28 protein-coding genes are annotated in these 23338 nt (G+C 67.5%); 14 read left to right on the top strand and 14 right to left on the bottom strand.

The window, feature by feature from the left end:
* Positions 1 to 4: 4 nt before the first annotated feature.
* Genes NO931_RS00225 through NO931_RS00205 form a run of 5 tightly spaced genes read right to left on the bottom strand, consistent with a single transcriptional unit; the run spans position 5 to position 3654 of the window.
* Positions 5 to 811, bottom strand: coding sequence for a cytochrome b (locus NO931_RS00225; RefSeq protein ID WP_256390607.1), 807 nt, complete (start codon positions 809 to 811; stop codon positions 5 to 7).
* Positions 812 to 813: 2 nt separating this feature from the next.
* Positions 814 to 1680: a ubiquinol-cytochrome c reductase iron-sulfur subunit gene (locus tag NO931_RS00220; RefSeq protein WP_256390606.1), complete on the bottom strand. Its 867-nt coding sequence runs from the start codon at positions 1678 to 1680 to the stop codon at positions 814 to 816.
* Position 1681: 1 nt separating this feature from the next.
* On the bottom strand, positions 1682 to 2077 hold the full coding sequence (locus NO931_RS00215) for a DUF7318 family protein (RefSeq protein WP_256390605.1): 396 nt from the start codon (positions 2075 to 2077) through the stop codon (positions 1682 to 1684).
* Positions 2078 to 2080: 3 nt separating this feature from the next.
* Positions 2081 to 2740, bottom strand: a complete 660-nt coding sequence (locus tag NO931_RS00210; RefSeq protein WP_256390604.1) for a plastocyanin/azurin family copper-binding protein — start codon at positions 2738 to 2740, stop codon at positions 2081 to 2083.
* 59 nt (positions 2741 to 2799) lie between these two features.
* Positions 2800 to 3654: a DUF7319 domain-containing protein gene (locus NO931_RS00205; protein WP_256390603.1), complete on the bottom strand. Its 855-nt coding sequence runs from the start codon at positions 3652 to 3654 to the stop codon at positions 2800 to 2802.
* Positions 3655 to 3810: 156 nt separating this feature from the next.
* Between NO931_RS00205 and NO931_RS00200 the strand changes: the two genes are divergently transcribed.
* Entirely contained in the window at positions 3811 to 4305 is a 495-nt protein-coding gene (locus NO931_RS00200; protein WP_256390602.1) for a DUF7321 family protein, read from the top strand.
* 17 nt (positions 4306 to 4322) lie between these two features.
* Here the strand turns inward: NO931_RS00200 and NO931_RS00195 are convergent, their stop codons facing one another.
* Together NO931_RS00195 and nth are read right to left on the bottom strand one after the other, a co-directional pair.
* Positions 4323 to 4598, bottom strand: coding sequence for a hypothetical protein (locus tag NO931_RS00195; protein ID WP_256390601.1), 276 nt, complete (start codon positions 4596 to 4598; stop codon positions 4323 to 4325).
* Between the two features lie 215 nt (positions 4599 to 4813).
* Positions 4814 to 5497 carry an endonuclease III gene (nth, locus tag NO931_RS00190; RefSeq protein ID WP_256390600.1) on the bottom strand — a complete coding sequence of 228 codons (684 nt, stop codon included), beginning with the start codon at positions 5495 to 5497 and terminating at the stop codon, positions 4814 to 4816.
* Positions 5498 to 5832: 335 nt separating this feature from the next.
* Between nth and NO931_RS00185 the strand changes: the two genes are divergently transcribed.
* From NO931_RS00185 to NO931_RS00160, 6 genes are all read left to right on the top strand, one after another.
* Entirely contained in the window at positions 5833 to 6366 is a 534-nt protein-coding gene (locus tag NO931_RS00185) for a DoxX family membrane protein (RefSeq protein ID WP_256390599.1), read from the top strand.
* A 13-nt stretch (positions 6367 to 6379) separates the two neighbouring features.
* Positions 6380 to 6676, top strand: a complete 297-nt coding sequence (locus NO931_RS00180; protein WP_256390598.1) for a hypothetical protein — start codon at positions 6380 to 6382, stop codon at positions 6674 to 6676.
* Between the two features lie 172 nt (positions 6677 to 6848).
* Positions 6849 to 7832 (top strand): phosphomevalonate decarboxylase MvaD, encoded by a 984-nt coding sequence (mvaD, locus tag NO931_RS00175; RefSeq protein WP_256390597.1) that lies wholly within the window; start codon positions 6849 to 6851, stop codon positions 7830 to 7832.
* A 69-nt stretch (positions 7833 to 7901) separates the two neighbouring features.
* The gene (locus tag NO931_RS00170; RefSeq protein ID WP_256390596.1) at positions 7902 to 8342 is read left to right on the top strand and encodes an SRPBCC domain-containing protein; all 441 of its coding nucleotides are present in this window, start codon (positions 7902 to 7904) and stop codon (positions 8340 to 8342) included.
* A gap of 102 nt (positions 8343 to 8444) precedes the next feature.
* Positions 8445 to 9743, top strand: a complete 1299-nt coding sequence (locus tag NO931_RS00165) for an outer membrane protein assembly factor BamB family protein (protein WP_256390595.1) — start codon at positions 8445 to 8447, stop codon at positions 9741 to 9743.
* An 84-nt stretch (positions 9744 to 9827) separates the two neighbouring features.
* Positions 9828 to 11006 carry an NAD(P)/FAD-dependent oxidoreductase gene (locus NO931_RS00160; RefSeq protein WP_256390594.1) on the top strand — a complete coding sequence of 393 codons (1179 nt, stop codon included), beginning with the start codon at positions 9828 to 9830 and terminating at the stop codon, positions 11004 to 11006.
* Between the two features lie 48 nt (positions 11007 to 11054).
* Here the strand turns inward: NO931_RS00160 and NO931_RS00155 are convergent, their stop codons facing one another.
* The 3 genes from NO931_RS00155 to NO931_RS00145 all read right to left on the bottom strand — a co-directional run bounded on the left by NO931_RS00155 (position 11055) and on the right by NO931_RS00145 (position 12926).
* Entirely contained in the window at positions 11055 to 11402 is a 348-nt protein-coding gene (locus NO931_RS00155; RefSeq protein WP_375142022.1) for a hypothetical protein, read from the bottom strand.
* A gap of 142 nt (positions 11403 to 11544) precedes the next feature.
* Entirely contained in the window at positions 11545 to 11772 is a 228-nt protein-coding gene (locus NO931_RS00150; RefSeq protein WP_256390592.1) for a DUF8119 family protein, read from the bottom strand.
* Positions 11772 to 12926 carry a hypothetical protein gene (locus tag NO931_RS00145; RefSeq protein WP_256390591.1) on the bottom strand — a complete coding sequence of 385 codons (1155 nt, stop codon included), beginning with the start codon at positions 12924 to 12926 and terminating at the stop codon, positions 11772 to 11774. The genes NO931_RS00150 and NO931_RS00145 overlap by 1 nt, the downstream gene beginning before the upstream one ends.
* 189 nt (positions 12927 to 13115) lie before the next feature.
* Between NO931_RS00145 and NO931_RS00140 the strand changes: the two genes are divergently transcribed.
* Complete coding sequence (locus tag NO931_RS00140; RefSeq protein ID WP_256390590.1) at positions 13116 to 13640, top strand: JAB/MPN domain protein-containing protein; 525 nt, start codon at positions 13116 to 13118, stop codon at positions 13638 to 13640.
* Positions 13634 to 14062, top strand: a complete 429-nt coding sequence (locus NO931_RS00135; RefSeq protein WP_256390589.1) for an FAD synthase family protein — start codon at positions 13634 to 13636, stop codon at positions 14060 to 14062. Before NO931_RS00140 ends, NO931_RS00135 begins: the two co-directional genes overlap by 7 nt.
* A gap of 21 nt (positions 14063 to 14083) precedes the next feature.
* On the opposite strand, the gene NO931_RS00130 is transcribed toward NO931_RS00135, so the two are convergent.
* Positions 14084 to 15337 carry an MFS transporter gene (locus NO931_RS00130; protein WP_256390588.1) on the bottom strand — a complete coding sequence of 418 codons (1254 nt, stop codon included), beginning with the start codon at positions 15335 to 15337 and terminating at the stop codon, positions 14084 to 14086.
* Between the two features lie 79 nt (positions 15338 to 15416).
* Positions 15417 to 16010, bottom strand: a complete 594-nt coding sequence (locus tag NO931_RS00125) for a DUF7509 family protein (RefSeq protein ID WP_256390587.1) — start codon at positions 16008 to 16010, stop codon at positions 15417 to 15419.
* Between the two features lie 95 nt (positions 16011 to 16105).
* On the opposite strand from NO931_RS00125, the gene NO931_RS00120 reads away from it, so the two are divergent.
* Positions 16106 to 16507 (top strand): ArsR/SmtB family transcription factor, encoded by a 402-nt coding sequence (locus tag NO931_RS00120; protein ID WP_256390586.1) that lies wholly within the window; start codon positions 16106 to 16108, stop codon positions 16505 to 16507.
* Positions 16508 to 16529: 22 nt separating this feature from the next.
* On the opposite strand, the gene NO931_RS00115 is transcribed toward NO931_RS00120, so the two are convergent.
* Both NO931_RS00115 and ribH read right to left on the bottom strand, forming a co-directional pair.
* A complete protein-coding gene (locus tag NO931_RS00115; protein ID WP_256390585.1) occupies positions 16530 to 17675 on the bottom strand; it encodes a pyridoxal phosphate-dependent aminotransferase in 1146 nt (381 codons plus the stop codon).
* Positions 17676 to 18086: a 6,7-dimethyl-8-ribityllumazine synthase gene (gene ribH, locus NO931_RS00110; RefSeq protein WP_256390584.1), complete on the bottom strand. Its 411-nt coding sequence runs from the start codon at positions 18084 to 18086 to the stop codon at positions 17676 to 17678. It abuts the gene before it with no gap.
* Between the two features lie 234 nt (positions 18087 to 18320).
* Between ribH and NO931_RS00105 the strand changes: the two genes are divergently transcribed.
* The 4 genes from NO931_RS00105 to NO931_RS00090 all read left to right on the top strand — a co-directional run bounded on the left by NO931_RS00105 (position 18321) and on the right by NO931_RS00090 (position 23316).
* Positions 18321 to 18731, top strand: coding sequence for a CBS domain-containing protein (locus tag NO931_RS00105; RefSeq protein ID WP_256390583.1), 411 nt, complete (start codon positions 18321 to 18323; stop codon positions 18729 to 18731).
* A 59-nt stretch (positions 18732 to 18790) separates the two neighbouring features.
* Positions 18791 to 20140: a type I restriction enzyme HsdR N-terminal domain-containing protein gene (locus NO931_RS00100; RefSeq protein ID WP_256390582.1), complete on the top strand. Its 1350-nt coding sequence runs from the start codon at positions 18791 to 18793 to the stop codon at positions 20138 to 20140.
* A gap of 305 nt (positions 20141 to 20445) precedes the next feature.
* Entirely contained in the window at positions 20446 to 21435 is a 990-nt protein-coding gene (locus tag NO931_RS00095) for a glutathione S-transferase family protein (protein ID WP_256390581.1), read from the top strand.
* A gap of 93 nt (positions 21436 to 21528) precedes the next feature.
* Positions 21529 to 23316, top strand: a complete 1788-nt coding sequence (locus NO931_RS00090; protein ID WP_256390580.1) for a phospholipase D-like domain-containing protein — start codon at positions 21529 to 21531, stop codon at positions 23314 to 23316.
* The last annotated feature ends 22 nt before the right edge of the window (positions 23317 to 23338 follow it).

Raw genomic sequence — 23338 nt, 5'->3', positions numbered from 1 at the left:
GGTATCAGTGGGGTTCGGCGATGCCCTGCATCCACACGATGCCGACGTGGAGCGCGATCAGCGCCGTCACGACGAACGGCATCAGGAACACGTGGATGATGTACATTCGCATCAGCGTCGGCTGTCCGAGCGCGAAGCCGCCGAAGACCAACTGCGCGGCCCAGCTGCCGACCAGCGGGACCGAACGGGCCATCTCGATGCCGATGGTACCGGCCCACAGCGCGAGCTGGTTCCACGGCAGGAGATAGCCGCTGTAGCCAAAGAGCAGCGTCAGCAGGATCAGCAGGACGCCCAGCAGCCAGTTGAGCTCGCGGGGTTCCTTGTACGCGCCCGTGAAGTAGACGCGCAGCATGTGCAGGAACACCGCGGCAATCATGAACTGCGCGGCCCAGCGGTGGATGCTCCGGATCATGTACCCGAAGTTGAGCTCCGCCAGGATGAACAGCATCTGGTCGTACGCCAGCGCGTAGTCGGCTCCTTCGGCCGTAATCGTCCCCGGCGCGTAGTAGAACCCGAGCAGCGCCCCTGTTATCGCCAGTACGACGTACGCGACGATAGAGAGCGACCCGAGCGAGTACAGCGGGTACCAGTACCAGAACTTGTTGTCCAGGTCGTACTGCTCGGTGTGGCTCTTGGGCATCTGGAGGTTCATCTTGTAGTACATGTCCTCCAGCAGCTCCAGATAATCGACGATCCGAAGCCGCTTGTCCAGCCACATCAGCGTGACCAGATAGGACTTCTCGATCGTCGAGAGGTCCTTCGTGTCGAGCCACGAATCGTGGTCGAAGTCGTCTTTCTTTTCTAAGCTCATTGTTATCCTTGGCCTCCGACGGTGTCACCCGGCCGCGGCAGCGCGACGAACTGCTGTTGCAGGACGGTGAAGGGATCGTACACCGACTGGTGGCAGTTGCAGTAGGTGAGATTCTCCGCGCCGTAACCGGCCGATCCCGAGTGCATCTGGAATCCGGGGACACAGCAGTAGTGCGTACAGGAGTTGAGGTACGCGATAAAGCCCTGATCGGTGGTCTCGGAGAGCCAGTCGTCGTCCTGAGCCGCCTCCTCGATCGCCGTGCTCCGGATGATCTGAATCGAAAGCTGGTTTTTCGGTTCCAGATCCTGGGAACGCCAGGTCGCCTGGGCCGGTTTTCCCAGCCCAGCGTCGCCGACGCCGGTGCCGAATTCTTGGTAGTCGTCGAAGTGCTCGACGAGAACCTTGTCGCCGCCCGAGAACTCGGCTTCGGTCTGCCAATCGTACTGTTGACCCGCATACCGGAAGTAGTTGTCGCGGTCCGCGTCGGGCTGGACCGCGGGGCTGGTCTGGCTGCCGCAGTACTGGAACCAGGTCGTCGAGTAGGTCGTGCCAGCGATCTCCGCCTCCGCGACCTGAATCTCCTGGCCCGTCGACGTCTCTTCGGTTTCGACTTCGGGCCAGACGCCGCGAAGGGCGCCCTCCTCGTCGATCTCGATCGGAATCTGGGGCATCCCGCGGGGCGCCGGACCGCCGACGCGCTCGATGCCCATGTACTGCGTCGGGCCACCACCGGCGCCTGCCGGCGTCGTCAGACTGTCGGCGGTCACCGCGGAGGTGATGCCGACGCCCGCGAGCGCGGAACTGCCGACGACGCCTTTGACGAAGCGGCGACGATCCGACTCGACCGGATATTTGTCGCTATCTGTCATGTTATCGTTTGTAGTAGGGGTACACTGCTCGCTTGAACTGTTCGACCATGTCGCCGCCGAGCTCGTTGCCGTCGGCGTCTTCCTCGCGGACGTAGAGGTCCTCCCACTTGCGACGCCGCTTCTTGACGATCATGACGTCCGGGAGGAACTCCTTGCGGTACAGCGCGAGGATGAAGGCGAGATCGATGAAGATCAGCCCCAGGATCGTCCCGAGGAACATGTTCGCGGGCTCGCCGGCCGGGCCCGCCGCCCAGCCGCTCGTGAGACCGTACGCGAACAGCCCGACGAAGACGATCTCGACGACCGTCAGCAGGACGATCGCGATCGCCGCCGCGGTGCTCTCCCGGGGCGGCTCGTAGCGGTGAATGTCGCCGTAGGTGCTTCCGGTGGATGACATCGTTTAGTCTTTCTTGTTGGGGTAGCTGGTGTTTGCCGACTCGCCGTACTTCAGCAGGTAGAACGTGAACCCGATGGTCGCGAAGATGGCGAGGAACGTCGCGGCGCCGATGTAGTGTTTCTGCATCGGCACGCCGATGTCGTGGGGATCGAACTCGGCTGCGGCGCCGCCACCGCCGCCACCGCCGCCTTCCTCGACGGTAACCGAACCCTCCATGCCGGCCGCTGCGTGGGGTTCGCAGACGTAGTTGTACGTCCCGGTCACCTCGAAGGTGTGTTCGTGTGTCGTGCCGGCGTCCGAGATCTCCGGATGCCCCTCCCACTCCGCGTCGCCCGGAATGTCCTGGGGCGCGATGTTGTGGTTGGGAGAGTCCCAGGTCCAGACGACCGTGTCGCCCGGCGCGATCGACAGTTCAGCGGGCTGGAACACGTTCTCGCCGCCCGGTCCGACGACGACCTCGTGCGTCGTTCCGGCGCCGCCCCCGGACTGGTTACCTCCGCCCGATTCGTTTCCGCCACCGGTCTGGTTCCCGCCGCCGGACTCGTTGCCCCCTTCCTGGAGGGCCGGCGCGTCCTGAGCCGCGGCGGACGAGCCCGCGGCACCTGCGGCCGCTGCGGCGGCGGAAACGCCGCTGGCCGTCTTCATAAAGTCCCGCCTGTTCATACACGAAATGGTCAGGGGTGAGTTCGCTTAAACCCACCGATGACGCCGTCTCGGTTCGGCTATTCGGAGCGCTCGTCGCCGGTCTCGGCGGGTTCGAGGACGGCGTCGCCGTCGCCCGACGCGTCGATCGGCAGGAAGTCGGGGCGCTCGCCGTCCTCCAGCCCCACCGATCGAAGGCGTTCGCGGTACTCCTCGGCGCGGAACCGATCCGAGAGCCGCGCGTTGGCGACCGTCACGAACAGGAACACGCCGATCACGAGAAAGCCCAGGCCGGCGACGCCGGTGACCATCGAGGTGCCCGGCTGGGCGCCGCCGACGGCCACGTAGTACACCGACGCCCCGAGCAGCCCCAGCCCCGCGAGCAGTTGGGCGGCCGCGACGAGTTGCAGCATCAGGTTCCCCCGCTCGTCGCTCTGCTCGGGGACCTCCTCGGGGTGGGGCAGGAGAAAATCGCCCTCCGGCGCCGGATCGGGCTCGTACTCCGGCATCGAGCACAGCGCGACGGTCGGCTTGACGTCACGGAGCACCGTTCCGGTTCCCTCGACGGTGCCGTCCGGATAGATCAGCGCGTAGTCTGCGTCGGAGTACGCGAGCAGCAACTCGTCGTCGCCGTGGCGCACGCGCTCGATCACCGCGAACACCTCTCGCTCGGCGACGCGCCGCTGGAGGTCTTGCTCGACCCTGCCGATCAGCTCGTCGCCGGTGACCCAACTCTCGTCGTCGAATGCGGCCTCCCACTCGTCGACCGACATCTCTGCCATGTCGGCCGGGCCGAAATCGTCGAAGTCGTACTTGTCCTCGACCTGCGCGCGCAGCTCCTCGACGGATCGGTCCTCCGACTCGTCGGGATCGCCCGCGTGGGACGCCGATTCCGATCGATCCTCGCCGAGGGGCTCGTCGGAGGACTCGCTCATTGGTCGAACGTAGGAACGCCGCCCTCGTTAGCGTGACGGTTGCGGTCGATCGGCGGCGAGGGGGCGATGCCGACGCGGGGACGCCGGAGCGGGATCGTTCCCGCGGACCGGGAACGTTTCGCGTGCTTTAACCGCCGGTCGTCCTAACTCCCGACGATGGCCGAAACGCTCACCGCGGCGATCGTCGCGGTGCTTGTGACCGCCAGCTTCCCGCTGTATCTCTACGGGGCGTGGATCGTCATCGACGCCGAGACGGTGACCTGGGACGTGCTGATCCACCACCTGAAGTACATCGCGGTCGCGCTGGCGCTCACGACGGTCCCGATGGTCGTGTGGATGATCCCGCGCGCGTTCGACCAGTGGGGGCCGATGCTCGCGGTCCACATCTTCTTCGGGCTGCAGGCGTACGCGCTCTTGCTGGTCGCGCTGACCGGAATCGTCCGCATCTTCCAGGTGAAGTGGCAGTCGGACCTGTACCGCGAGCCCGACGAGGACATCGACATCAGCGAGCTCCACGAGCACATGAGCGCCTGGCGCTGGCGGCTCCGCATCGGGGTGTTCGGCTACCTCCTGTTCTGGCTGCTCGCGTACATCGTCGGGATGGTTCGGTTCGCGTACGAGTATCTGGTGCTCGCGCGGTACCTGCCCTGAAAAACGTCGGTGGTTCGTCAGCTCTCGAACGGCGGCTCGTCCCGGTGGTTGTCCGGGTTCTCCTGCTCGCTCGCCTCGTCCTCGTGGTCGTCGGCCCAGTCGCGCGTCTCCTCTGCTTCCTTCTCGTCGGCGTCCTGACGGGCCTCCTTTTCCTCCTCGGTCAGCTCTTCGTCGTCGCGGGCCTGCTGTGGTTTGCCGTCCTCCTCGTCCTCGGCGTTTTCGAGGTCGACGTCCGGTTCGTGCGGGTTCTCCTCGTCGACGTGTTCGGCCTCCCGCGGGTCGTTGTCTGACATAGGTCTCCCCCGCGTCTGGGTTCGCCGTCCGCGCCTAAAGGGACTGGGCCAATGAGTCTTGGTCGATCGTCGCGGGAACGTGGTCGGGCCGGGATCGGCGATCGTCGTCCGGACGCCGCCGGTGCGGCTGTAGGACGCCGTCGACGCCGCTGCGGGCGCCAGTCGAACAGTGAAGTTGTACCGCAGCCCGGTTTCCGAGCGCGAGCCAAAAAGCGCTACCAGGCTTCGCCGCTCGCGAGGTCGACCTCGCCATCGCCCTTCTCCGAGGGGCAGATGTCGGCGAGCACGCAGTCGGCGCAATCGGGGTTCCGCGCGGTGCAGGTCGCCCGGCCGTGATCGATGAGAAGGTGGGTGTACTGCTGCCAGTGCTCCTCGGGGACGATCTCCATCAGCTCCGGCTCGATCGCCTCGGGGCGTTCCTCCTCGGTGAGGCCGAGCCGCCGGGAGATGCGCTGAACGTGCGTGTCGACGACGACCCCCTCGACGACGTCGTGACCGTGCTGGAGAACGACGTTCGCGGTCTTGCGCCCGACACCTTTGAGCTCGGTCAGCTCGTCCATGGTGTCGGGAACCTCGCCGTCGTGGTCCTCGACGATCGCGGTACAGGAGCTCTTGACGTAGTCGGCCTTGCTGTTGTAATAGGTGATCGAGTTCAGGTCCTCGGCGAGTTCCTCCTCGTCGACCGCGGCGTAGTCCTCGGGCCCGTCGTACTTCTCGAAGAGGTGCTCGGTCTCCGTGTTGACCCGCTCGTCGGTACACTGTGCGGAGAGGATCACGGCGATCAGCAGCTCGAGGCGACTGGAGTACCGCAGCGAGATCGTGCTGTCGGGGTACTCCTCCAGCAAGCGGTCGATAACCTCCTCCGCCTGCGCGTCGCGCGTGTCCAGCGGCGTTCCCATACCTGCGCATGCGACCGCGGTCGTTTCAGCGGTTCGGTTCCGGCGCGGACGACGGGCAGGGGCGGCGTTCACGAGAGCCAGCAGATGTCCCGAATATCATCGGGGCCAGACCTACTTGAGTATCCGCCATACGAACGGCCAGACGACGCGGTGCGGCGGCGGCCGTCGACAGCACGCCGTCGCACTCCATAGCGACCGCTCCGTGCAGCCCCGGTGGGCCGAAACCGCCGCTACGTCGACGTACGGGGCTCGTTAGCCGCTTTTTTCACCACCTGGGAACCGGTTTCGGGGTTTAGGTATCCAAGTGCCCAACCTGTAGATGTGAGGTGACACAGATGGCAACCAACACTGAGCGCGCTGGGGCCGACCTGTTCGGCCGCGGACTCGCGCTCGACGTAAACGGCGGCTGGGGTGGCTACTGGATCGCGATGCTACGGCTGCTCACCGGCTACTGGATGTTCCACGCCGGGATCACGAAGCTGATGGAGGGCGGCCTGATGATGGACGCGACCGGCTGGATGCAGTACGGCGCCCAGGGGACGCTCGTCCACCCGATCACCAACTGGTTCGCCCAGAACGCTGCGTGGCTGCCGAACCTGATGATCCCGATGGGCGAGACGCTGATCGGACTCGGGCTCATGGTGGGCTGCCTGACCCGGCTGGCGGCGTTCTTCGGGACGTTCCTGATGGTGTTCTTCTACGTCGGGAACGCCGGCTTCGGCCACGGCTTCGTCAACGGCGACCTGATGGGGCTGCTGTTGATGGTGACGATGGTCGTGTTCGCCGCCGGACGCGTGCTGGGCATCGACGGCTGGCTCGTGAACACCGAATTCGCCGAGAACAACGCGTGGCTGCGCTACCTGATCTGAGGAGGACACAACGATGAAGCAACCAAACGAACTCACGAAGGCTGACAGAATCGCCATGCTCGGCGGCGGGATCCCGATCGCACTCGGGATCGTCGTCCTCGGGCTGATCAACACCCTCGCCGACGCGCCGGCCGCGCCGGTCGTCGAGGAGGGGACCACCGTCGCGACGCCGCTGATCCCGGTCGACCTGCGAGTCGGGCTGGTGCTGCTGGGCCTGCTGGTCTGGGCGGGATACGCAGTGTACAAGCTCGGCATCGCGCCGACGGCCGACGGGCAGGTCGGCGGCGCCGGCACCGGACAGCCGCGGTGACGACCTCGATCGGACGCGACGACTGACGACGCCATCGTTTCGCAACCGAGCGCTGTTTTCGCGGTCGGAGGCTGTTTTTCTGGACGACTGCGAACTCCCACGAGGAGGAGACGGATAACTACGAATCGGAACATCCGGCACATTTAAGCGCGAATCGCAACGCCATGGTGGTATGAAAGCCACCGCGATGGCCCATCCGATCCAGGGGCTCGTCAAGTACCACGGCATGCGCGACGAGCAGTTGCGGCTCCCCTACCACGACAGCATCAGCGTCTGTACGGCGCCGAGCCACACCAGAACGACCGTCGAGTTCGAGTTCGACCGCGAGGAGGACGTCTACATCGTCGACGGCGAGGAGCTCGAGGGCCGGGCCGCCGAGCGCGTCGAGCGGGTCGTCGACCACGTCCGCTCGGAGTCCGACGCCGCACACTCGGTGTACGGCGTCCGCCTCGAAAGCGAGAACAGCTTCCCGACGAACGTCGGGCTGGGCTCGTCGGCGTCTGGCTTCGCCGCGGCGGCGATGGCGCTGGCGGAGGCCGCCGAACTCGACTGGTCGCGCCCCGAGATTTCGACGATCGCGCGTCGCGGGTCGGCGTCGGCCGCCCGAGCGGTCACCGGCGCGTACTCGCACCTCTACGCGGGCATGAACGACGAGGACTGCCGCTCGGAGCGCATCGAGACGGACCTCGAAGACGACATGAAGATCGTCGTCGGGCTCGTCCCGGCGTACAAGGAGACCGAGCAGGCCCACGAGGAAGCCGCGGACAGCCACATGTTCCAGGCCCGGATGGCCCACATGCACGAGCAGATCCAGTCGATGCGCGACTCGCTCCGCGAGGGCGATTTCGAGGACACCTTCGAACTCGCCGAGCACGACTCGCTGTCGCTCGCGGCGACGACGATGACCGGCCCCGCCGGCTGGGTGTACTGGAAGCCCGCCACGCTGAAGATCTTCGACGCGGTCCGGAAGCTCCGGGACGAAGAGGGAATCCCCGTCTACTTCTCGACCGACACCGGCGCCAGCGTCTACGTCAACACGACCGACGAGCACGCCGAGCGCGTCGCGGAAGTCGTCGAGAACTGCGGCGTCGAGACGGCGATCTGGGAAGTCGGCGGTCCGGCGCGGATCCTCGACGAGGACGAAGCGCTGTTCTGAACGCCACCGTCGCGGAGCACCTCGTCTCGTCCCCCGCGTACTTCTCCCGGCGCGTCGGACGTCTAGACGATGCGGACGATCGAATCGGCGCTCGAGATCGACGCCCCGCCGGAGGACGTCTGGACGGTGCTGACGAACTTCGACGAGTACGTCGAGTGGAACTCGTTCATCCCGAGGGCGTCGGGCGATGCTCGCAAGGGCGGTCGGCTAGATCTAAAGATCGACCCGCCGGGCGCCAGGGAGTACACGACCGAACCGAAAGTCACGGTCGTCGAGGAGCCCCACCGACTGGTGTGGCTGAGCCGAGTCGGATTCCCGCACCTGTTCGACGAACGCCACTCGTTCTCCCTGGGGCGGGCCGACGACGCCACGCGGTTCCGGCACCACGTCGTGTTCGGGGGCGTCCTCGTTCCCCTGTTGCTCCGCGAAGACGCCGTTCGGCGCGGCGTCGACGCGATGAGCGTCTCGCTGAAACGACGCGTCGAGCGTCGGGCGCCGGTTCGGGCGTAGACAGTCGCGTATCGCGGGGCGACTCCGCCACGAGTCCGCCGAGCGTTCGGTACGGCTCGCTGCCGCGGAAGATATTACTCCCCTCCGCTTTCAGTTAATAGAATGATGGATCGGAACGTTCCCCGTAGACAGGTCCTCGCCGGGACCGGAAGCCTTTCTGCGGCAATTATCTCTGGCTGTTTCGGGAGCCCCGACACCGAACCGGCCGCCGAGTGGCCCTCCTACGGTAACGACTTCGGAAGCAGCGGACACAATCCGGACGCCACTGGACCGGTATCGGATCCTGACGGCGATACGACGCTCGAAGTCGCGTGGCAGCGGACGATCGACCACACTGGAAACCGAGCGCCGGTCGTCGGAGATGGCTCTGTGGTTCCGAACGGCGCGCTGAACGCCCTCGACGCGTCGACGGGAGAGGGCGACTGGACGGGCGAGTTCGAAACGCCGAACTTCGCCGTCTTCGGCACCGTCCTGATCGACGGAACCGCGTACGTCCACGCGAACGACGGTCGGCTCGCAGCGTTCGACGCCGCCGACGGAGAAGAGCGCTGGACGAAACGGCTCCAACCCCGGACCGCACCGGTCGTTCGGGAGGGACACCTGTACGTCCGGGGTCGCAGTCACTTGGTCACTGACGACGGATTCGAGTCGAAGTACGGATCGGACGCCGTCGAGGCGTTCCCGCTGTACGAGATCGATCCCGAATCGGGCGACAGCGAAGTCGTACAGGCGTACGTGCGCCGGGACGGCGACGATCCATCGGCCGCCCGCTTCTCCAACGAGGTCGCCGCGGTCGGCGGCGCGGTCGCGTTTCACACCGGGACCGACCTGCGCGCGGTCGACCTCGACACCGGCGACGAGCGCTGGGTGTTCGAACGGGACTCGTTCGGGGAAATGGACGGGCGGATTCCCGTCGGAGCGAACGGCACCGTCTACACCGCTACGAACCCCGACGGCGAGACGCCGGTACTGTACGCCGTCGACGCGGCATCGGGCGAGATGCGGTGGGAGTTCTCCCGAGAGCGCTTCGAGAGCGGCGTCGGCGATCCGACCGTCGCCGACGACGCCGTGTACGCGACCCACCGCGAGGAGTTGGTGGCACTGGACGCCGACAGCGGCGACGTGCAGTGGTCGGTAGAGCTCCCCAGTCTGCCGAGAGCGCCGAGCGACGGTCTGCATCCGAAACCGGTCGTCGCGGACGGCGTGGTCTACGCGACCACCGATCGTCGACTCTGGGCCGTCGACGTGGAAAGCGGGAGCAGGGCACTGGCGTACGAACTCGCGGACCCCGACTATCCGACCCGCGATTTTCTCTCCGGGCCGACTGTCGTCGACGACCTCGCGTACGTGCCTGCGGGCGGCGACGACACCGCCGCCTTGTACGCGTTCAAGGCGGCCTGACGGTCGACCCCGACGTCGGAAAGCGCGTCGCGGGGGCTTCGACCGAGACGCACTTCTTTATCGCACGAGCCCCAAACTCACGCCATGCGAGTCCTCGTCCTCGGCGGCGGCTACGCCGGCGTCGCGCTCACCAGGCGCCTCGAAGACCGACTGCCGAACGACGTCGATCTCCTGCTCGTCGACGACACCGGCGAACATCTCGTGCAACACGAGCTCCACCGCGCGATCCGGCGCCCGGCGATCGTCGACGAGATCTCGATCCCGCTGTCGGACGTGACCTACCGCGCCGACGTGAAGACCGCCGCGGTGACCGGGATCGACGCCGACGAGCAGGCGGTGACGCTCGCCGACGGCGAGGAGATCGAGTACGACGCCTGCGCGGTGTGTCTCGGCGCCGAGACGGCCGACTACGGGATTCCGGGCGTCACCGAACACGGCCAGCCGCTCAAGCGCCTGCCCGACGCCGAGGCGATCCGCGCCGACTTCCTCGACGCGCTGGATCGGCCCGACGGTCGGGTGGTGATCGGCGGCGCCGGTTTGTCGGGTGTCCAGACCGCCGGCGAACTCGCCGCGCTCGCCCGCGAGGAGCTCGGCAGCGTCGACGCCGGGCCGGAACTCCTGCTGTTGGAGCAGCAGTCCAGCGTCGCACCGGGGTTCGACGCCGCGTTTCAGGACGCCATCGCACAGGCGCTGCGCGATCGGGGCGTCCGGATCCGGACCGACGCGGTCGTTGCAGGCGCCGACGGCGACAGCGTCACGCTGGCCGGCGACGAGGAGATCGCGTGCGAACAGTTCGTCTGGACGGGCGGCATCACCGGCACCGCCGCGCTCGACGGCGAACGCCCGGGCGTCCGGGGCGACCTGCGCATCGCCGACCGGACGTTCGTGCTCGGCGACGCGGCGCGGGTCGTCGACGCCGACGGCGGGCCGGTGCCGGCCAGCGCGCAGGCCGCGGTTCGAGAGGCCAGAGCCGTCGCCGAGAGCGTCGTCCGACTCGTCGATCAGGAGCAAGAGACCGAGAGCGGTGACGAGGGCGAGGCGCTCTTTCCCCCGCGACCGGAGCAGTTCAGGTTCGACGCTGCGGGGTGGGTCGTCAGCGTCGGCGACGGCGCCGTCGCCCAGATCGGCCCCGCGGTGCTCACCGGCCGGGCCGCGAAAGCGGCGAAGGCGGGGACCGGCGCGGGCTATCTCGGGTCCGTCGGCGAAATCGAGCGGGCGCTCGATCTGGTGTACGACGAGCTCGGCGCAGCCGGCGATCGGTGAGCGAATAGGACCGGTCGGTGCAGCGGTGACGGCGCCGACGGCTCGGCGTCACGTCGGGACGCCGTAGGCGCCGATGCCCTCGATGCCGGGAACGAACAGCGAGAGCACCACGAACACGACGAGCACCGCCAGCCAGGCGACCAGAGTGATCAAGATCGCCTCGATCCAGCCGCCGGGATAGCGCCGGTTGATGATCCACAGGTACGCGATGAAGGCGAGAATGCCGCCGATCAGGGGCACGAAGAACTCGATGATCCCCCAGAGCAGTCCGCCGATCAGCGCTGTCCCGATCGCGTACGTGTAATCCTCGACGTCGACGATGACTTTCGCGCCCGCGTAGATGCCGAAGCCGCCGATCAGCAGGCTCACCGCGAACACGACGACCGCCGCGAGGATCGAGCCCCCGAACCCGCCGGTCTGCAGGCTGACCACGGACGCGACTGCGGAGTCAAGTACCATACCGCGACGTACCGCGTCCCACCTGTTAGCTATACGTCGCCTATCGGTCTGGACGGCCGCGTAAGCGCGGGTTATCGGTTCACCCGTTCTCGCCGGGGCGTCGCCACGATCCGACGGCAACGGTGTACGCGACCGCGCCGGCAAAGGCCACCGGGTAGTACACCCAGCGCGGCCAGCCCAGCCGCGTGACGACGCCGAGCAGGAGCACCACCCAGACCGCGATCGCGAGCGCGTCGACGACGAAGCGGCGGCGGTTAACGGCGAGAAATCGCGCGAGCGACCGGGGGACGCCGTCGTCGCCTGCCATCAGAACCGGACGCCGTTGACCGCGGTCATCTGGTACGCTGCGGTGCCCCAGGTGAAGTTCTGCCCCGGCCACCACGTCCGGGCGTTGTTGAGACCGCCGACGAGGACCCACTCGTCGGGGCGCTCGGGATCCGGCCGGAAGTTGACCGAGCCGCTGTCGCCGTCGTCGAACGTCGCCTCGCTGCCCCATCTGAGCTGTCCGCGGCGACACCGATCGCCCGCGTAGCAGGTGACGCCGTCGACGCCGTGGATCTGCCCCTCGGTGTAGCCCGTCCGGGCACCGAACTTCCGCAGTGGTTTCTCCCGGGCCTTGAGATCCGCGAGTCCGATCCGAGTGAACTGGCCCACGACGGTCGAAGGACCGGGGGCGACGACGCCGTTAGTCGGCCGGAACTCGTCGGTCGGTCGCGCCAGCACGAAGTCCTGCGTGGGGAACTGCTCGTCGACGCGCCCGATTTGCTGCTCGGACTCCTCGTCGACGAACAGGAGTAGCGGCTCGCCCGACGCATCCTCCGCGCGACCGGAGTCGTCGCCGTCCCCGCGGAACAGGTGGTTCGACGTGACGAAGTAACGCCGCCCGTCCGCGTCGAACAGCGAGGGTGAGAGTGTCCCGAGCGATTCGGCGTAGCCGCAGGGGACGCCCCCCGGAACGCCCGGTAGCGGAAGCTGATCGGCGTACTCGATGCTGCCGTCCGCGTCGCCGTCCGTGCCGCCGTCGCCGGACAGTTCGAGCTCCTCGACCGTGCTGGTGACGAAGTCGACACTCCGGAGCAGTTCCGACAGCCCGTCGGTCAGCAACGACTCGGCGTCGGGCAGCACGTCGACGGCGATCGATGCCATCGGCGCGTCGTAGCTCCCCGGTACGACGGCGCTCCCGAGCAACCCGGGCACGTCGGCGTCGACGAGCCGATCGTGGACCCGGAACGCGCCGGTGACCGCACGGTACCAGTCGCCCGGAACCGTCTTCGTTCGCGGGCGCAGCGACGACGGGTCGTCCGGCTCCTCGCGAGCGTACGCGTAGGTGATCGTGACGGGATCGTCGCCGGCCGCGAGCACGTCGTCGATCGGCGACAGCGCCGCGATCCCCACCGCAGCGCCGCCGTTGACGCCGGCTCGCAGGAGCTGCCTGCGCGTCGTCGCCCGGTCGTCACTCATGGTCGGTCGACCCGATCGCCGCGGTGGCGACTGTCCGTGCACCCGATACTGCCCCCGGTCGGCGTCCCTGCGCGTCCACTCTGACCCCCGATACGCCGGGCTACCACGCCCCGGCCCATCAACCTAACAGCAAAATAGCTCGGGCCCGCTTCCGGAACGTTTAGCATCGGGACCCGGCGAGTGTATGGCATGGGCCTGTTCGATTCGCTGTTCCGGTCGAACGACGTCCTCGGCATCGCCGAGGAGACCCTGGAGTTCGCGCTGCAGGCCTCCGAAGACACCCATCCCAACGAGTACATGGGCATGCTTCGGGGGACCGAGGCGGGAGAGCTGGGGCTCGACTGGGACGGGATGGTGATCACGGACGTGCTCGTCATCCCGGGCACCGAGTCGAACAGCGTCAGCGCCACGGTCAAGACGAACATGGTTCCCAACGACAGGCACTCGCTCGGATCGGTCCACTCGCACCCCAACGGCGTCCTCCAGCCGAGCCAGGAGGACCTGGGGACGTTCAATCGCGGCGACGTTCACATCATCATCGGCGCGCCGTACGGCCGCGACGACTGGCAGGCGTTCGACCCGCAAGGCGAGCCGCGCGGTCTGGAGGTGATCGACGTGGAGTTGCCCGACGCCGAGGAGTTCTTCCACTTCGACCAGCACGATATCGACGAGGAGCTGCGTGACGAGGAGTACGACGGAGGGCGAGGATGGTAACGGTCGTCGCGCAGGGCACGTTCGACATCCTGCACCCGGGCCACGTCCACTACCTGCGGGACGCCGCCGCGATGGGCGACCGGCTCGTCGTGATCGTCGCGCGGCGCGCGAACGTGACCCACAAGGAGCCGCCGATCCTGCCCGACCGCCAGCGCGTCGCGATGGTCGACGCTCTGGAGGCGGTCGACGCCGCCCGGATCGGCCATCCCGAAGACATCTTCGCGCCGATCGAGGAGATCGATCCGGACGTGATCGCGCTGGGCCACGACCAGCACCACGACGACGACGCCATCGCCGCGGAACTCGATCGGCGCGGGATCGACTGCGAGGTGCGACGGGCGTCGGCCAGAGAGCCCGAGTTCGAGGGCGAGTTGCTCTCGACGGGGACGATTATCGACCGGATTCTCGACGAGCGCGAGTAGGTTTCGCCGATTTTCGCGCCGTCAATCGAATATCCACAGCAGCGCCGCCAGCGCCGTCGCCGCGGTGAGCGTCCCGGCCAGCAGCGCGAACGCGATCCGGAAATCGGCCGCCTCGGAGAGGAAGCCGACGATCGCCGGAGAGATCGCGCCGGCGCCCATCAACAGCGCGCGCACCGCGCCGAACCCGCCGCCGGCCATCGACTCGGGGACGATCGACATCAGGTAGGCGCCCCGGACCGGGCGGAACGCGTGGGAGCCGAGGCCGAGCGAGACCACCACCGCGCCGATTCCGAGCGCCCCCGCGACGCCCGACAGCGTCAGCAGGGCGAGCAGCGACGCCGTCGAGAGGGAGAGCGCGGCGACGATCACGGGCAGGGCGCCGAGGCGATCGCTGGCCTCGCCCGAGATCATCTGGACGAGCGACACCGCGAACAGGGCGCTGTAGAGCGCGCCCGCGGTCGCCTCGCTCACGCCGGTCTCGGCGGTGAGATACAGCGGCAGGAACGCGACCAGCCCGTTGTACGTGAACGAAGAGAGGATCGTCACCGCGACGAACGCGGCGAACCGGCGGTCGCGGAACAGGGCGGCGTACCGTCGGAGATCGGCGCGAAGCGCGGCGCCGTCGGCAGCATCGCCACCGTCGGGGTTGGCACTCTCAGCAGCGGCGTCCCCCGCGTCGCCCCCGAGACGGTGCGGCGTCCGCACGGCGAAGAGCCCGGTCGCCGCGAGCCCGCAGCCGGCGGCGACCAGAAACAGCGTCCGCCAGCCCGCGCCGAGCACGCCCGGGAGCCCCGCGAACAGCACCACGGCGGCCGGCGCGACGACGCCGCCGAACGTCCCGAACGTGTCGAAGATGCCCAGCGCGCGGCCCGTCCGGGCGGGGTAGGTGCGCGAGAGCAACTCGACGGCGACGGTCTTGTGGACGCCCGTCCCCGCGCCCATGACGACCATCGCGAACACGAGGACGACAAACGGCGAGTCGACGACCACGAGGAGGGCGGCGCCGATCGCGACGAGCGCGCCGGCCGTGATCACGCGGACCGAGCCGAACCGATCTGCGAGCAGCCCCGCGGGAAACTGCATCGCGGCGTAGGCGAGCATGAACCCTGTGAAGGCGGTTCCGAGGGTGGCGTTCGAGACGCCGTAGACCGTCTGGAGCGAGCCGAACAGCGGCGGAAACGCATAGCGCAGAAACTTCGCGAGAAACCACAGCAGCGATGTCAAAACGAGGACGTCGAACCGGCCGAGTCGGCGCAGGTTCGAGAACGAAGACATCGGTTGCGTTCGTCCGGTTCTCGTCACAGCCGTGGTAAAGGTATACGATTTGTAACGGGGAATATCGTCGCCCGGCGTCCTACTCACCCTTCGGATCGAGGTCGCCGTGCAGTTCACGGTACATGATGTCAGTGACGAACAGTCGGATCCGGTCGACCAGTTCAGACTCGTCCGCGTAGGAGTACACGGTCGCCTCCCAGCGCCGTGCGACGCCCTGAATCATCGCGCTTCGGACGCCGTCCTCGTGGACGAACACGACGCGCTCGCGGTCGTCGTCCTCCAGGTCGGCGAGCACCGATCCGACCTCGATGCCGACGCCGAGGTTCTTGCCGACCAACGGGACCGCGAAGACGACGACGTTGCTGGCGCGGGCGAACTCGATGGTCTGGGTCGCCGCGTCCATCTCGTCGAGATCGATTCCGGCGTCGACCGCCAGAAAGGCGTTCACGCCGGGATCGGTCCGGAGACTCCCCTGAAGCCGCCGGAGCGTCGCGACGACATCGTCGTGATCGTACGCACCCTCAGACGGGTCCCACTCGGCGAACGGGCCACCGAGTTCCGCGTCGTCCGGGACGACCTCCTCGATCGAGAACGACTTGTACGGCCCCATGAGGTACACCAGAAACTCCTCGTACGGCACGTCACCCAACCGGTCCACGATCCGACGGCGCATATCTACTGCGCCTCACGACAGTATATAAACACCCTGATTTTCGAAGACTCTCGACTCGGCAACTGTTAAGATGCGGGAGCGACACGTACGACCTGATGGCGACGAGCGACCCGGTCGACGATCGAGCGCCGCCCGAGGACCCGGAAGACTTGCTCCCCGAGCAGAGCGTGTTGAGCTTCGAGGAGTATCTCGACATGCAGCAAGCGATCGGGAATCCATCGCGCTTTCGCATCCTGTACGCGCTGAAACACCGGGGCGACCTGAGCGCGAACGAGCTCGAAGACGCGGTCGGGATCGCCGCGAACAATCTGCACTACCACCTCGACGAACTCGTCGACGTCGGCCTGGTCCAGAACCGAAAGCGCAAGACGCCGGACAGCGACGGCCTGTACTCGTACTATCGGGCGACGGGGCTCGGAAAAGCGATACTGGAACACGGCGTCGAGGAGCTGATGCGCACGGAAAACGAGTATCGGGACGCGTACTCGACCGAGTAAGCGTCGAAACGGCCAGCCGGGGTTAGAAGTAGCCTTCGTCGTCGAGGCGCTCGACGGCCTCCTCGATGCGCTCCTTGCTGTTGGCGTAGGAGATGCGCGCGTAGCCGGGCGTGCCGAACGCGCTGCCCGGAACGGTCGCGACGTGGGCGTCCTCGATGGCGCCCTCGCACCACGCTTGATCGTCGTCGTCGACCGGGACCATCATGTAGAACGCGCCGGAGGGCTCGGCGACGTCGACGCCGCGCTCGGCGAGCAGGTCGATCAGGAAATCGCGGCGTTCCTGGAACGCCTCGACCATCTCGTCGACAGCGTCGTCGGTGTTTTCGAGGGCCTCGACGCCGGCGTGCTGGACGAAGTTCACGGCACACGACACCGAGTGCGAGTGGAGCTTGCCGGCCTGGTCGATCAGTTCCTCGGGCGCGGCGATGTAGCCCAGCCGCCAGCCCGTCATCGAGTAGGCCTTCGAGAAGCCGTTGATCGTGACGGTGCGCTCGGCCATCCCTTCGAGGGTACCGAGGCTCGTCGGCTCGGCGTCGTAGGTGATCTCCTTGTAGATCTCGTCGCTGATCACGGTGACGTCGTGCTCGACGGCGAGATCGCGGACGCCTTCGATGGCTTCGTCGGAGTACACCGAGCCGGTCGGGTTGCCCGGCGAGTTGACGACGAGCAGCTCCGTCTCGTCGGAGACCGCCGCTTCGAGATCGTCCAGCGCGGGTTCGAGATCGAAGTCGTACTCGGAGGTGTCGACGCGGGTCAGCTCGCCGCCCGCCATCTTCACCATCGCCTCGTAGGACACCCACGCGGGGTCCAGCAGGACGACCTCGTCGCCGTCGTCGATCAGCGACTGGATCGTCTCGTACAGCGCCTGCTTTGCGCCGGGCGTGACGATGATGTTGTCCTCGCCGTAGAAGTCGAGGCCGTCGCCGTGGAGCTTCTCGACGATCGCGTCCTTGAGTTCGGGGATGCCATTGGAAGACGTGTAGCCGGTGTGGCCGGCGTCCAACGCCGCCTTCCCGGCTTCGACGACGTTCTCGGGCGTCGGGAAGTCGGGTTCGCCGACGCTCAGGTCGACCACGTCAGCGCCCTCGGCTTCCAGCTCGGAGGCGAGGTTGCTGATCGCGAGCGTCGCGCTCGGTTCCACTCGTTGCACTCTGTCTGCGAAGTCCATCTATAGTTCCTCCAGTTCGGTTACGAGGTCGATCGCGCTGTTTACCGCCGCTGCTCCCTTGTCGGTACGGGCTCGGGCCTCGTCGGCGCTCATCCCGGGACCGATGATCCCCAGGGTGACGGGTTTGTCCCGGTCGAGGCTCACCTCTGAGAGCTGTCGAGCCGCCGCGTCGGCGATCACCCGATCGTGGTCGGTGTCGCCGGTGATGATGGCACCGAGCGCCGCCACGGCGTCGACGTCCTCGCGGCGCGCGAGTCGGTCGGCCGCCAGCGGCGCGTCGTACGCGCCGGGCACCGACGCCTCGGCGACGATCTCGGCGTCACGCTCGGCGGCCGCTTCGCGAGCCGCCCCAGCCATCTCATCGGTCACCGGAGCGTTGAACTCCGCGACCACGAGTCCGAGCCTCACCATGGTTGTCGGGTGGCTTCGGCGCCTAAAAGAACTACCGTTCCCGATCGCTCGCGCCGCTCTCGGCGGTTCGGAGCGGACGGCTCCGTCGGTTCCACCCGCCGATTCCGGCGTCGACTGGCCTCCGTCGGGTCGAATTCGGCGTTCGTCGAAAACGACGCCGGCGCGGGAGGTCGATTTCGTGGATCCGCATGCGACATACTTATACCCCCCGCACGGCTATGCTACGAGACACCAATGACCACTGACGACATCTTCGTAGGACGACTCATGTCGACCCCCGTCGAGACGGTTACGCCCGACACGCTGGTCGAGGACGCCGCAGGCCGGATGCAGGACAACGAGATCGGTTCGCTCGTCGTCGTCGGCGAGGACAACGCCCTGCTGGGAATCCTCACGACGACCGACTTCGTCGATATCGTCGCAAAGAGCAAGCCGAAAGCCGAGACCACCGTCGAGCGGTACATGAGCACGGACGTTACGACCGCCGCGGCCGGCGACTCGATCCACGACGTGGCCGACCAGATGGTCGAACACGGCTTTCACCACATGCCGGTCGTCGACGACGAAGAGGGCGTCATCGGCATGATCACGACCACCGACATGGCGGCGTACCTCTCGCACGCCGAGGCGCCCGCGCCTGCCTGACGGTTGCCGAGGATCGCGCGCCAGCAGTTACTAATCCTCCCCGCACGAACGATCGGCCGATGGATACGGGAGCGCTTCGCTCGTACGTCGACCGGTCGCGGGAGCTCGTCGCAACCTCGCCGGAGCTCTCCGAGCGCAACACCCAGATCCGGCTCGTCCAGCCGTTCCTGACCGCGCTTGGCTGGGAACTGCACCAGATCGCAGCCGATCGCGACGTTCCGACGCCCGAGGGCTCGGCCACGGTCGACTTCGCGCTGCTGGTCGCGGACGACCCCGCCGTCCTCGTCGAGACGAGCGCCTGCGGCGCGGATCTGGAGCGCGAGCAGGTCGAGCGCCTCGGCCGGACGCTGCTGGCCTCCGGCGTCGACCGCGGCATCCTCACGAACGGCCGCGAGTTCGCGTTCGTCGCGGTCGACGGCAGCGACGGGGCGGCGCCCTCGCTCGATCGCTTCGAGTGCCGATTAGCAGAGCTCCCCGAGCACGCCGCCGACGTGAGCCACTACGCCCGCGAGGCGGTCGAGCAATCGGTCCGGAACGGGCGACGCCAGCGTCGCGAGGCGGCCGACGCGCTCGACGCCGACCGCGAGATCGTGATCGCTGACGTCCACGACCGGCTCGTCGCGACCGCGGGCGACGACGTCGCCGACCGGCTTCGCGCCGAAAGCGAGCGGTTCGTCGAGGACCTAATCGCGTCGCTCCGGGGCGACGAGCCCGAGGAAGAACGAGACGGAGTGAGCGACGCCGACGAGGAGCGAGACGCCGACGAAGAGCGAGACGCCGGAGCCACAGCAGCCGACGAATCGGCGACCGAACACGACGCCGAAACCCGGCCTGAGTCAAACGCCGGGAACGAACCGGCAGTCGATGCCGAAGCCGGGACGGCGAGAAGCGCCGAGACCGTCCTCGACGACGAATCCGAGCGAGCGCTCGAAGCGGTCGCCGGGACCGCCAGCGACGACGGATCGGCACCCGAGCCGGCGGAGGCCGAGCACGAGCGCGCGGCGACCGGGGCGGACGTTCCCGCGAACGCGCTGGGCGCCGCGGTAGCCGAGGACGGCCAGTACGTCGTACGACTGTTCGGCGGTCGCACGTCGGTGTGGGCGGTCGGCCACGCGCGCGCCGCGATGACAACCGCGCAGGCGATCGAGTACCTGCTCGAACGGGGCGCAGCCGACGGACGGGATGCTCCCGCCGACGAGGTGACCGGATCGATATCGCCCCCGTGGAGGCCGGAGGGTGACCACGCGGTGCTCAGAGAAGACGCGGTAGCGAACGCGACGATAGAACTCTCGAACGGCTGGCATCTCGACGCGCGAGTTCCGGTCGGCGTCGCGAAGGCGGCGATCGACCGGCTCGCGGAGCGGGCGGGACTCCGCGCGATGTTTCAGGACGAGTGGGCCGCGGAGTAAGCCGAGCTTACAGCCCGGCGACCAGTAGCAACCCGAGCAACGGCACCACGAGCAGCAGGACCCCGACGAGCGACTTGAAACTGAACAGCTGAAGCAGCTTGATCGGGAGTTTGAACGCGTTCATATTTTCTCGTTCTTCTCCATCCGTATTATCTCTTTTTGTCCTGCTTTGATACTCTAATTTATCTAGTAATATACGTTCCAGCACCAGATATAGGCAGAGAAAGAAACGCGAGAAGTACGCGATCCCGGGCGAACTGACCGCCGGCAACGGGTATTAACGGCTTCGCGAGCAACGGTTCGGCATGCACTCGCTGGTCGACGGGCAGTGGCGGCGGAACGCGTACAGGGCGACCGACGACTCCGGTGAGTTCCAGCGTCAGGAGACGTCGTTCCGGGACCGCATCGAGGCCGATCCCGACGCGCGATACCCCGCCGAGGCGGGGCGATATCATCTCTACGTTAGCTGGGCGTGTCCCTGGGCCCACCGGACGCTCGTCACGCGGGCGCTCAAGGGGTTGGAGGACGCCATCACGGTCGACGTGGTCGACCCGGTCCGGCGCGTCGACGGCTGGGAGTTCGCGCCCGAAAAGGACGGCTGCACGCCCGACACCGTCAACGACGCCGACAAGCTCCGCGACGTGTACACTGCAGCCGACCCTGATTTCACCGGGCGCGTCACCGTGCCGGTGCTCTGGGACAAAGAGCGCGAGACCATCGTGAACAACGAGTCCGAGGAGATCATGCGGATGCTCGACGTCGCGATGCACGACGTCGGCACCAAAGACGTGGACCTCTACCCCGAAGGCTACCGCGACGAGGTCGACCGGCTCATCGACGAGATCTACGACCCGATCAACAACGGCGTCTACCGGGCGGGCTTCGCGACCTCACAGGAGGCGTACGAGAACGCGATCGACGACCTGTTCGGCGCGCTCGATCACTGGGACGACGTGCTCGCCGACCAGCGCTACCTCGCCGGCGACGTCCTGACGGAGGCCGACGTGGCGATGTTCACGACGCTGATCCGCTTCGACGAGGTGTACCACACGCACTTCAAGTGCAACGTCGCGCGGATCGCCGACTATCCGAACCTCTGGAACTACCTGAAAGAACTCTACCAACTCCCGGGCGTCGCCGAGACGGTGCGGATGGACCACATCAAGCACCACTACTACGAGAGCCACCGCGACCTCAACCCCGGCGGCAAGGTTCCGGTCGGTTCCGAACCGGACTTCGACGCGCCCCACGACCGCGACGAACTGCCCGGCGGCCCGCCCGAAGCGCTCGAATAGTTCGGGAGACGAATCGTACGCCGCCACTGCGACCCCACATTCTGCAACCACCTGAGCCACACCTTCTTGTAGGAACACGCGGCGAGAGCATCCGTGTCACACGGGCGCTCGCTCGCCGTCGCGTCGCTGCTCGCACTCGCGCTCGTCGCGACAGCCGCAGGCTCGCCGGCCCTCGCGGACGCCGCGGCGCCGGCGGCGTCGAGCGACCCGATCGAACAGCCCACGCTCCACGCGGTCAACGACAGCGACGCCGACCGCGAGGCAAACGGCAGCGACGCCGACCGCGAGGCAAACGGCAGCGATCGGCCCCGGATCGTCGGCCTCTACCCGAACCCGATCGCGGACGGCGACGCCGGCGAGTACGTCGTCATCGAGGTCCCCGCGGCCACGAACCTGACCGGCTGGACGCTCGGCGACGGCGACCGCGATCTGGCGTACCTGCCGAACGAGACGGTGCAGGGAACCGTCGCCGCGAGCGTCGATCCCGCCGTCGCCGAGAACGCGACCGGCGACGCGGTGACGGCGCTGTCGGGACGCCTGCGACTCGCCAACGGCGGCGAACGCGTCGCGCTTCGGCACAACGGGACGCTCGTCGACGCCGCGGCCTACGACAGCGCTCCCGAAGGCGAACTGTGGCAGCCCAGCCGCGACGCCGACGGTCGCCACACCGACGATCGCAGCGCCGCGGACGCCGACGCGACCGCGGCGGCGAACGGCACCTGGACGCCGCTGGGTGCGACTGACTTCGAGCCGGCGACCTCCAGTCCCGACGCAGTGACGGCGTTCGCGCTGCCGGACGCCCCCGGCCTCCCGGTCGAACGTATCGAGCGCGCCGAGGAGCGCGTGCTGCTCGCGGGCTACACGTTCGCCGATCGGCGGGTTGCAGACGCCTTGATCGACGCACACGAACGGGGCGTCCGCGTCGAGATTGCGGTCGACGACGCGCCGGTCGGCGGCATCACCGATCGACAGGTGAGAGTCCTCGATCGCCTCGACGAGGCGGGCGTCGACGTCTTTGCGATCGGGGGCGAGCACGCACGCTACCGCTACCACCACCCAAAGTACGCGGTGATCGACGACGAGGCGCTCGTCACGACGGAGAACTGGAAGCCGGCGGGGACGGGCGGCCACTCCAGCCGGGGCTGGGGCGTCGTCGTCCACGGGAGCGAGACGGCGGCAGCGCTACGCGAGGTGTTCGAAGCCGACGTGGGTTGGCGCGACGCCGTTCCGTGGTCCGAACACCGGAACGAGATCGAACCCGAGACGGCCCCACCGGCGAACGGGACGTTCCCCCGGCGGATCGCACCCGAGCGGATGGACGCCGAGTCGGTCCGGCTCGTCACCGCTCCCGACAACGCCGAGTCGGAGCTCGTGACCCTGCTGGAGAGCGCCAACGAGTCGATCCTGATCCAGCAAGTGTCGATCGGCGGCCGCGACAACCCGCTGCTGGACGCCACGATCGACGCCGCGCGCAGGGGCGTCTCGGTGAAGATCCTGCTGTCGAGCGCCTGGTACGCCGAGGAGGAGAACCGCAAGCTCGCCGACTGGCTCGAACGTCGGGCCGCGGACGAGGATCTGGATCTGCGCGTCAGGCTGGCGGAGCCACGCGGGCGCTACGAGAAGATCCACGCCAAGGGCGTCGTCGTCGACGAGGAAGCGGCGGTGATCGGGAGCATCAACTGGAACACCAACTCGCTCCGGGAGAACCGCGAGGTAGCGGTGATCGTCGAGGGCCAGGAGGCCGGCGAGTACTACGCGCGTCTGTTCAGAGCCGACTGGCGCGGCGGCATCGAGCGGCTTCCAGTCGGCCTCGGCGTCGCGCTGGTGGTCGGGGCTCTCGGCGCCGTCGCCGCCGCTCGTCGGCGGGTGGCGTTCGAGTAGCGAGAACCCGCAGCGAAATGAT

This window comes from Natronoarchaeum rubrum (assembly GCF_024494695.1).
This window is presented reverse-complemented; position numbering and strand designations above follow the sequence as displayed.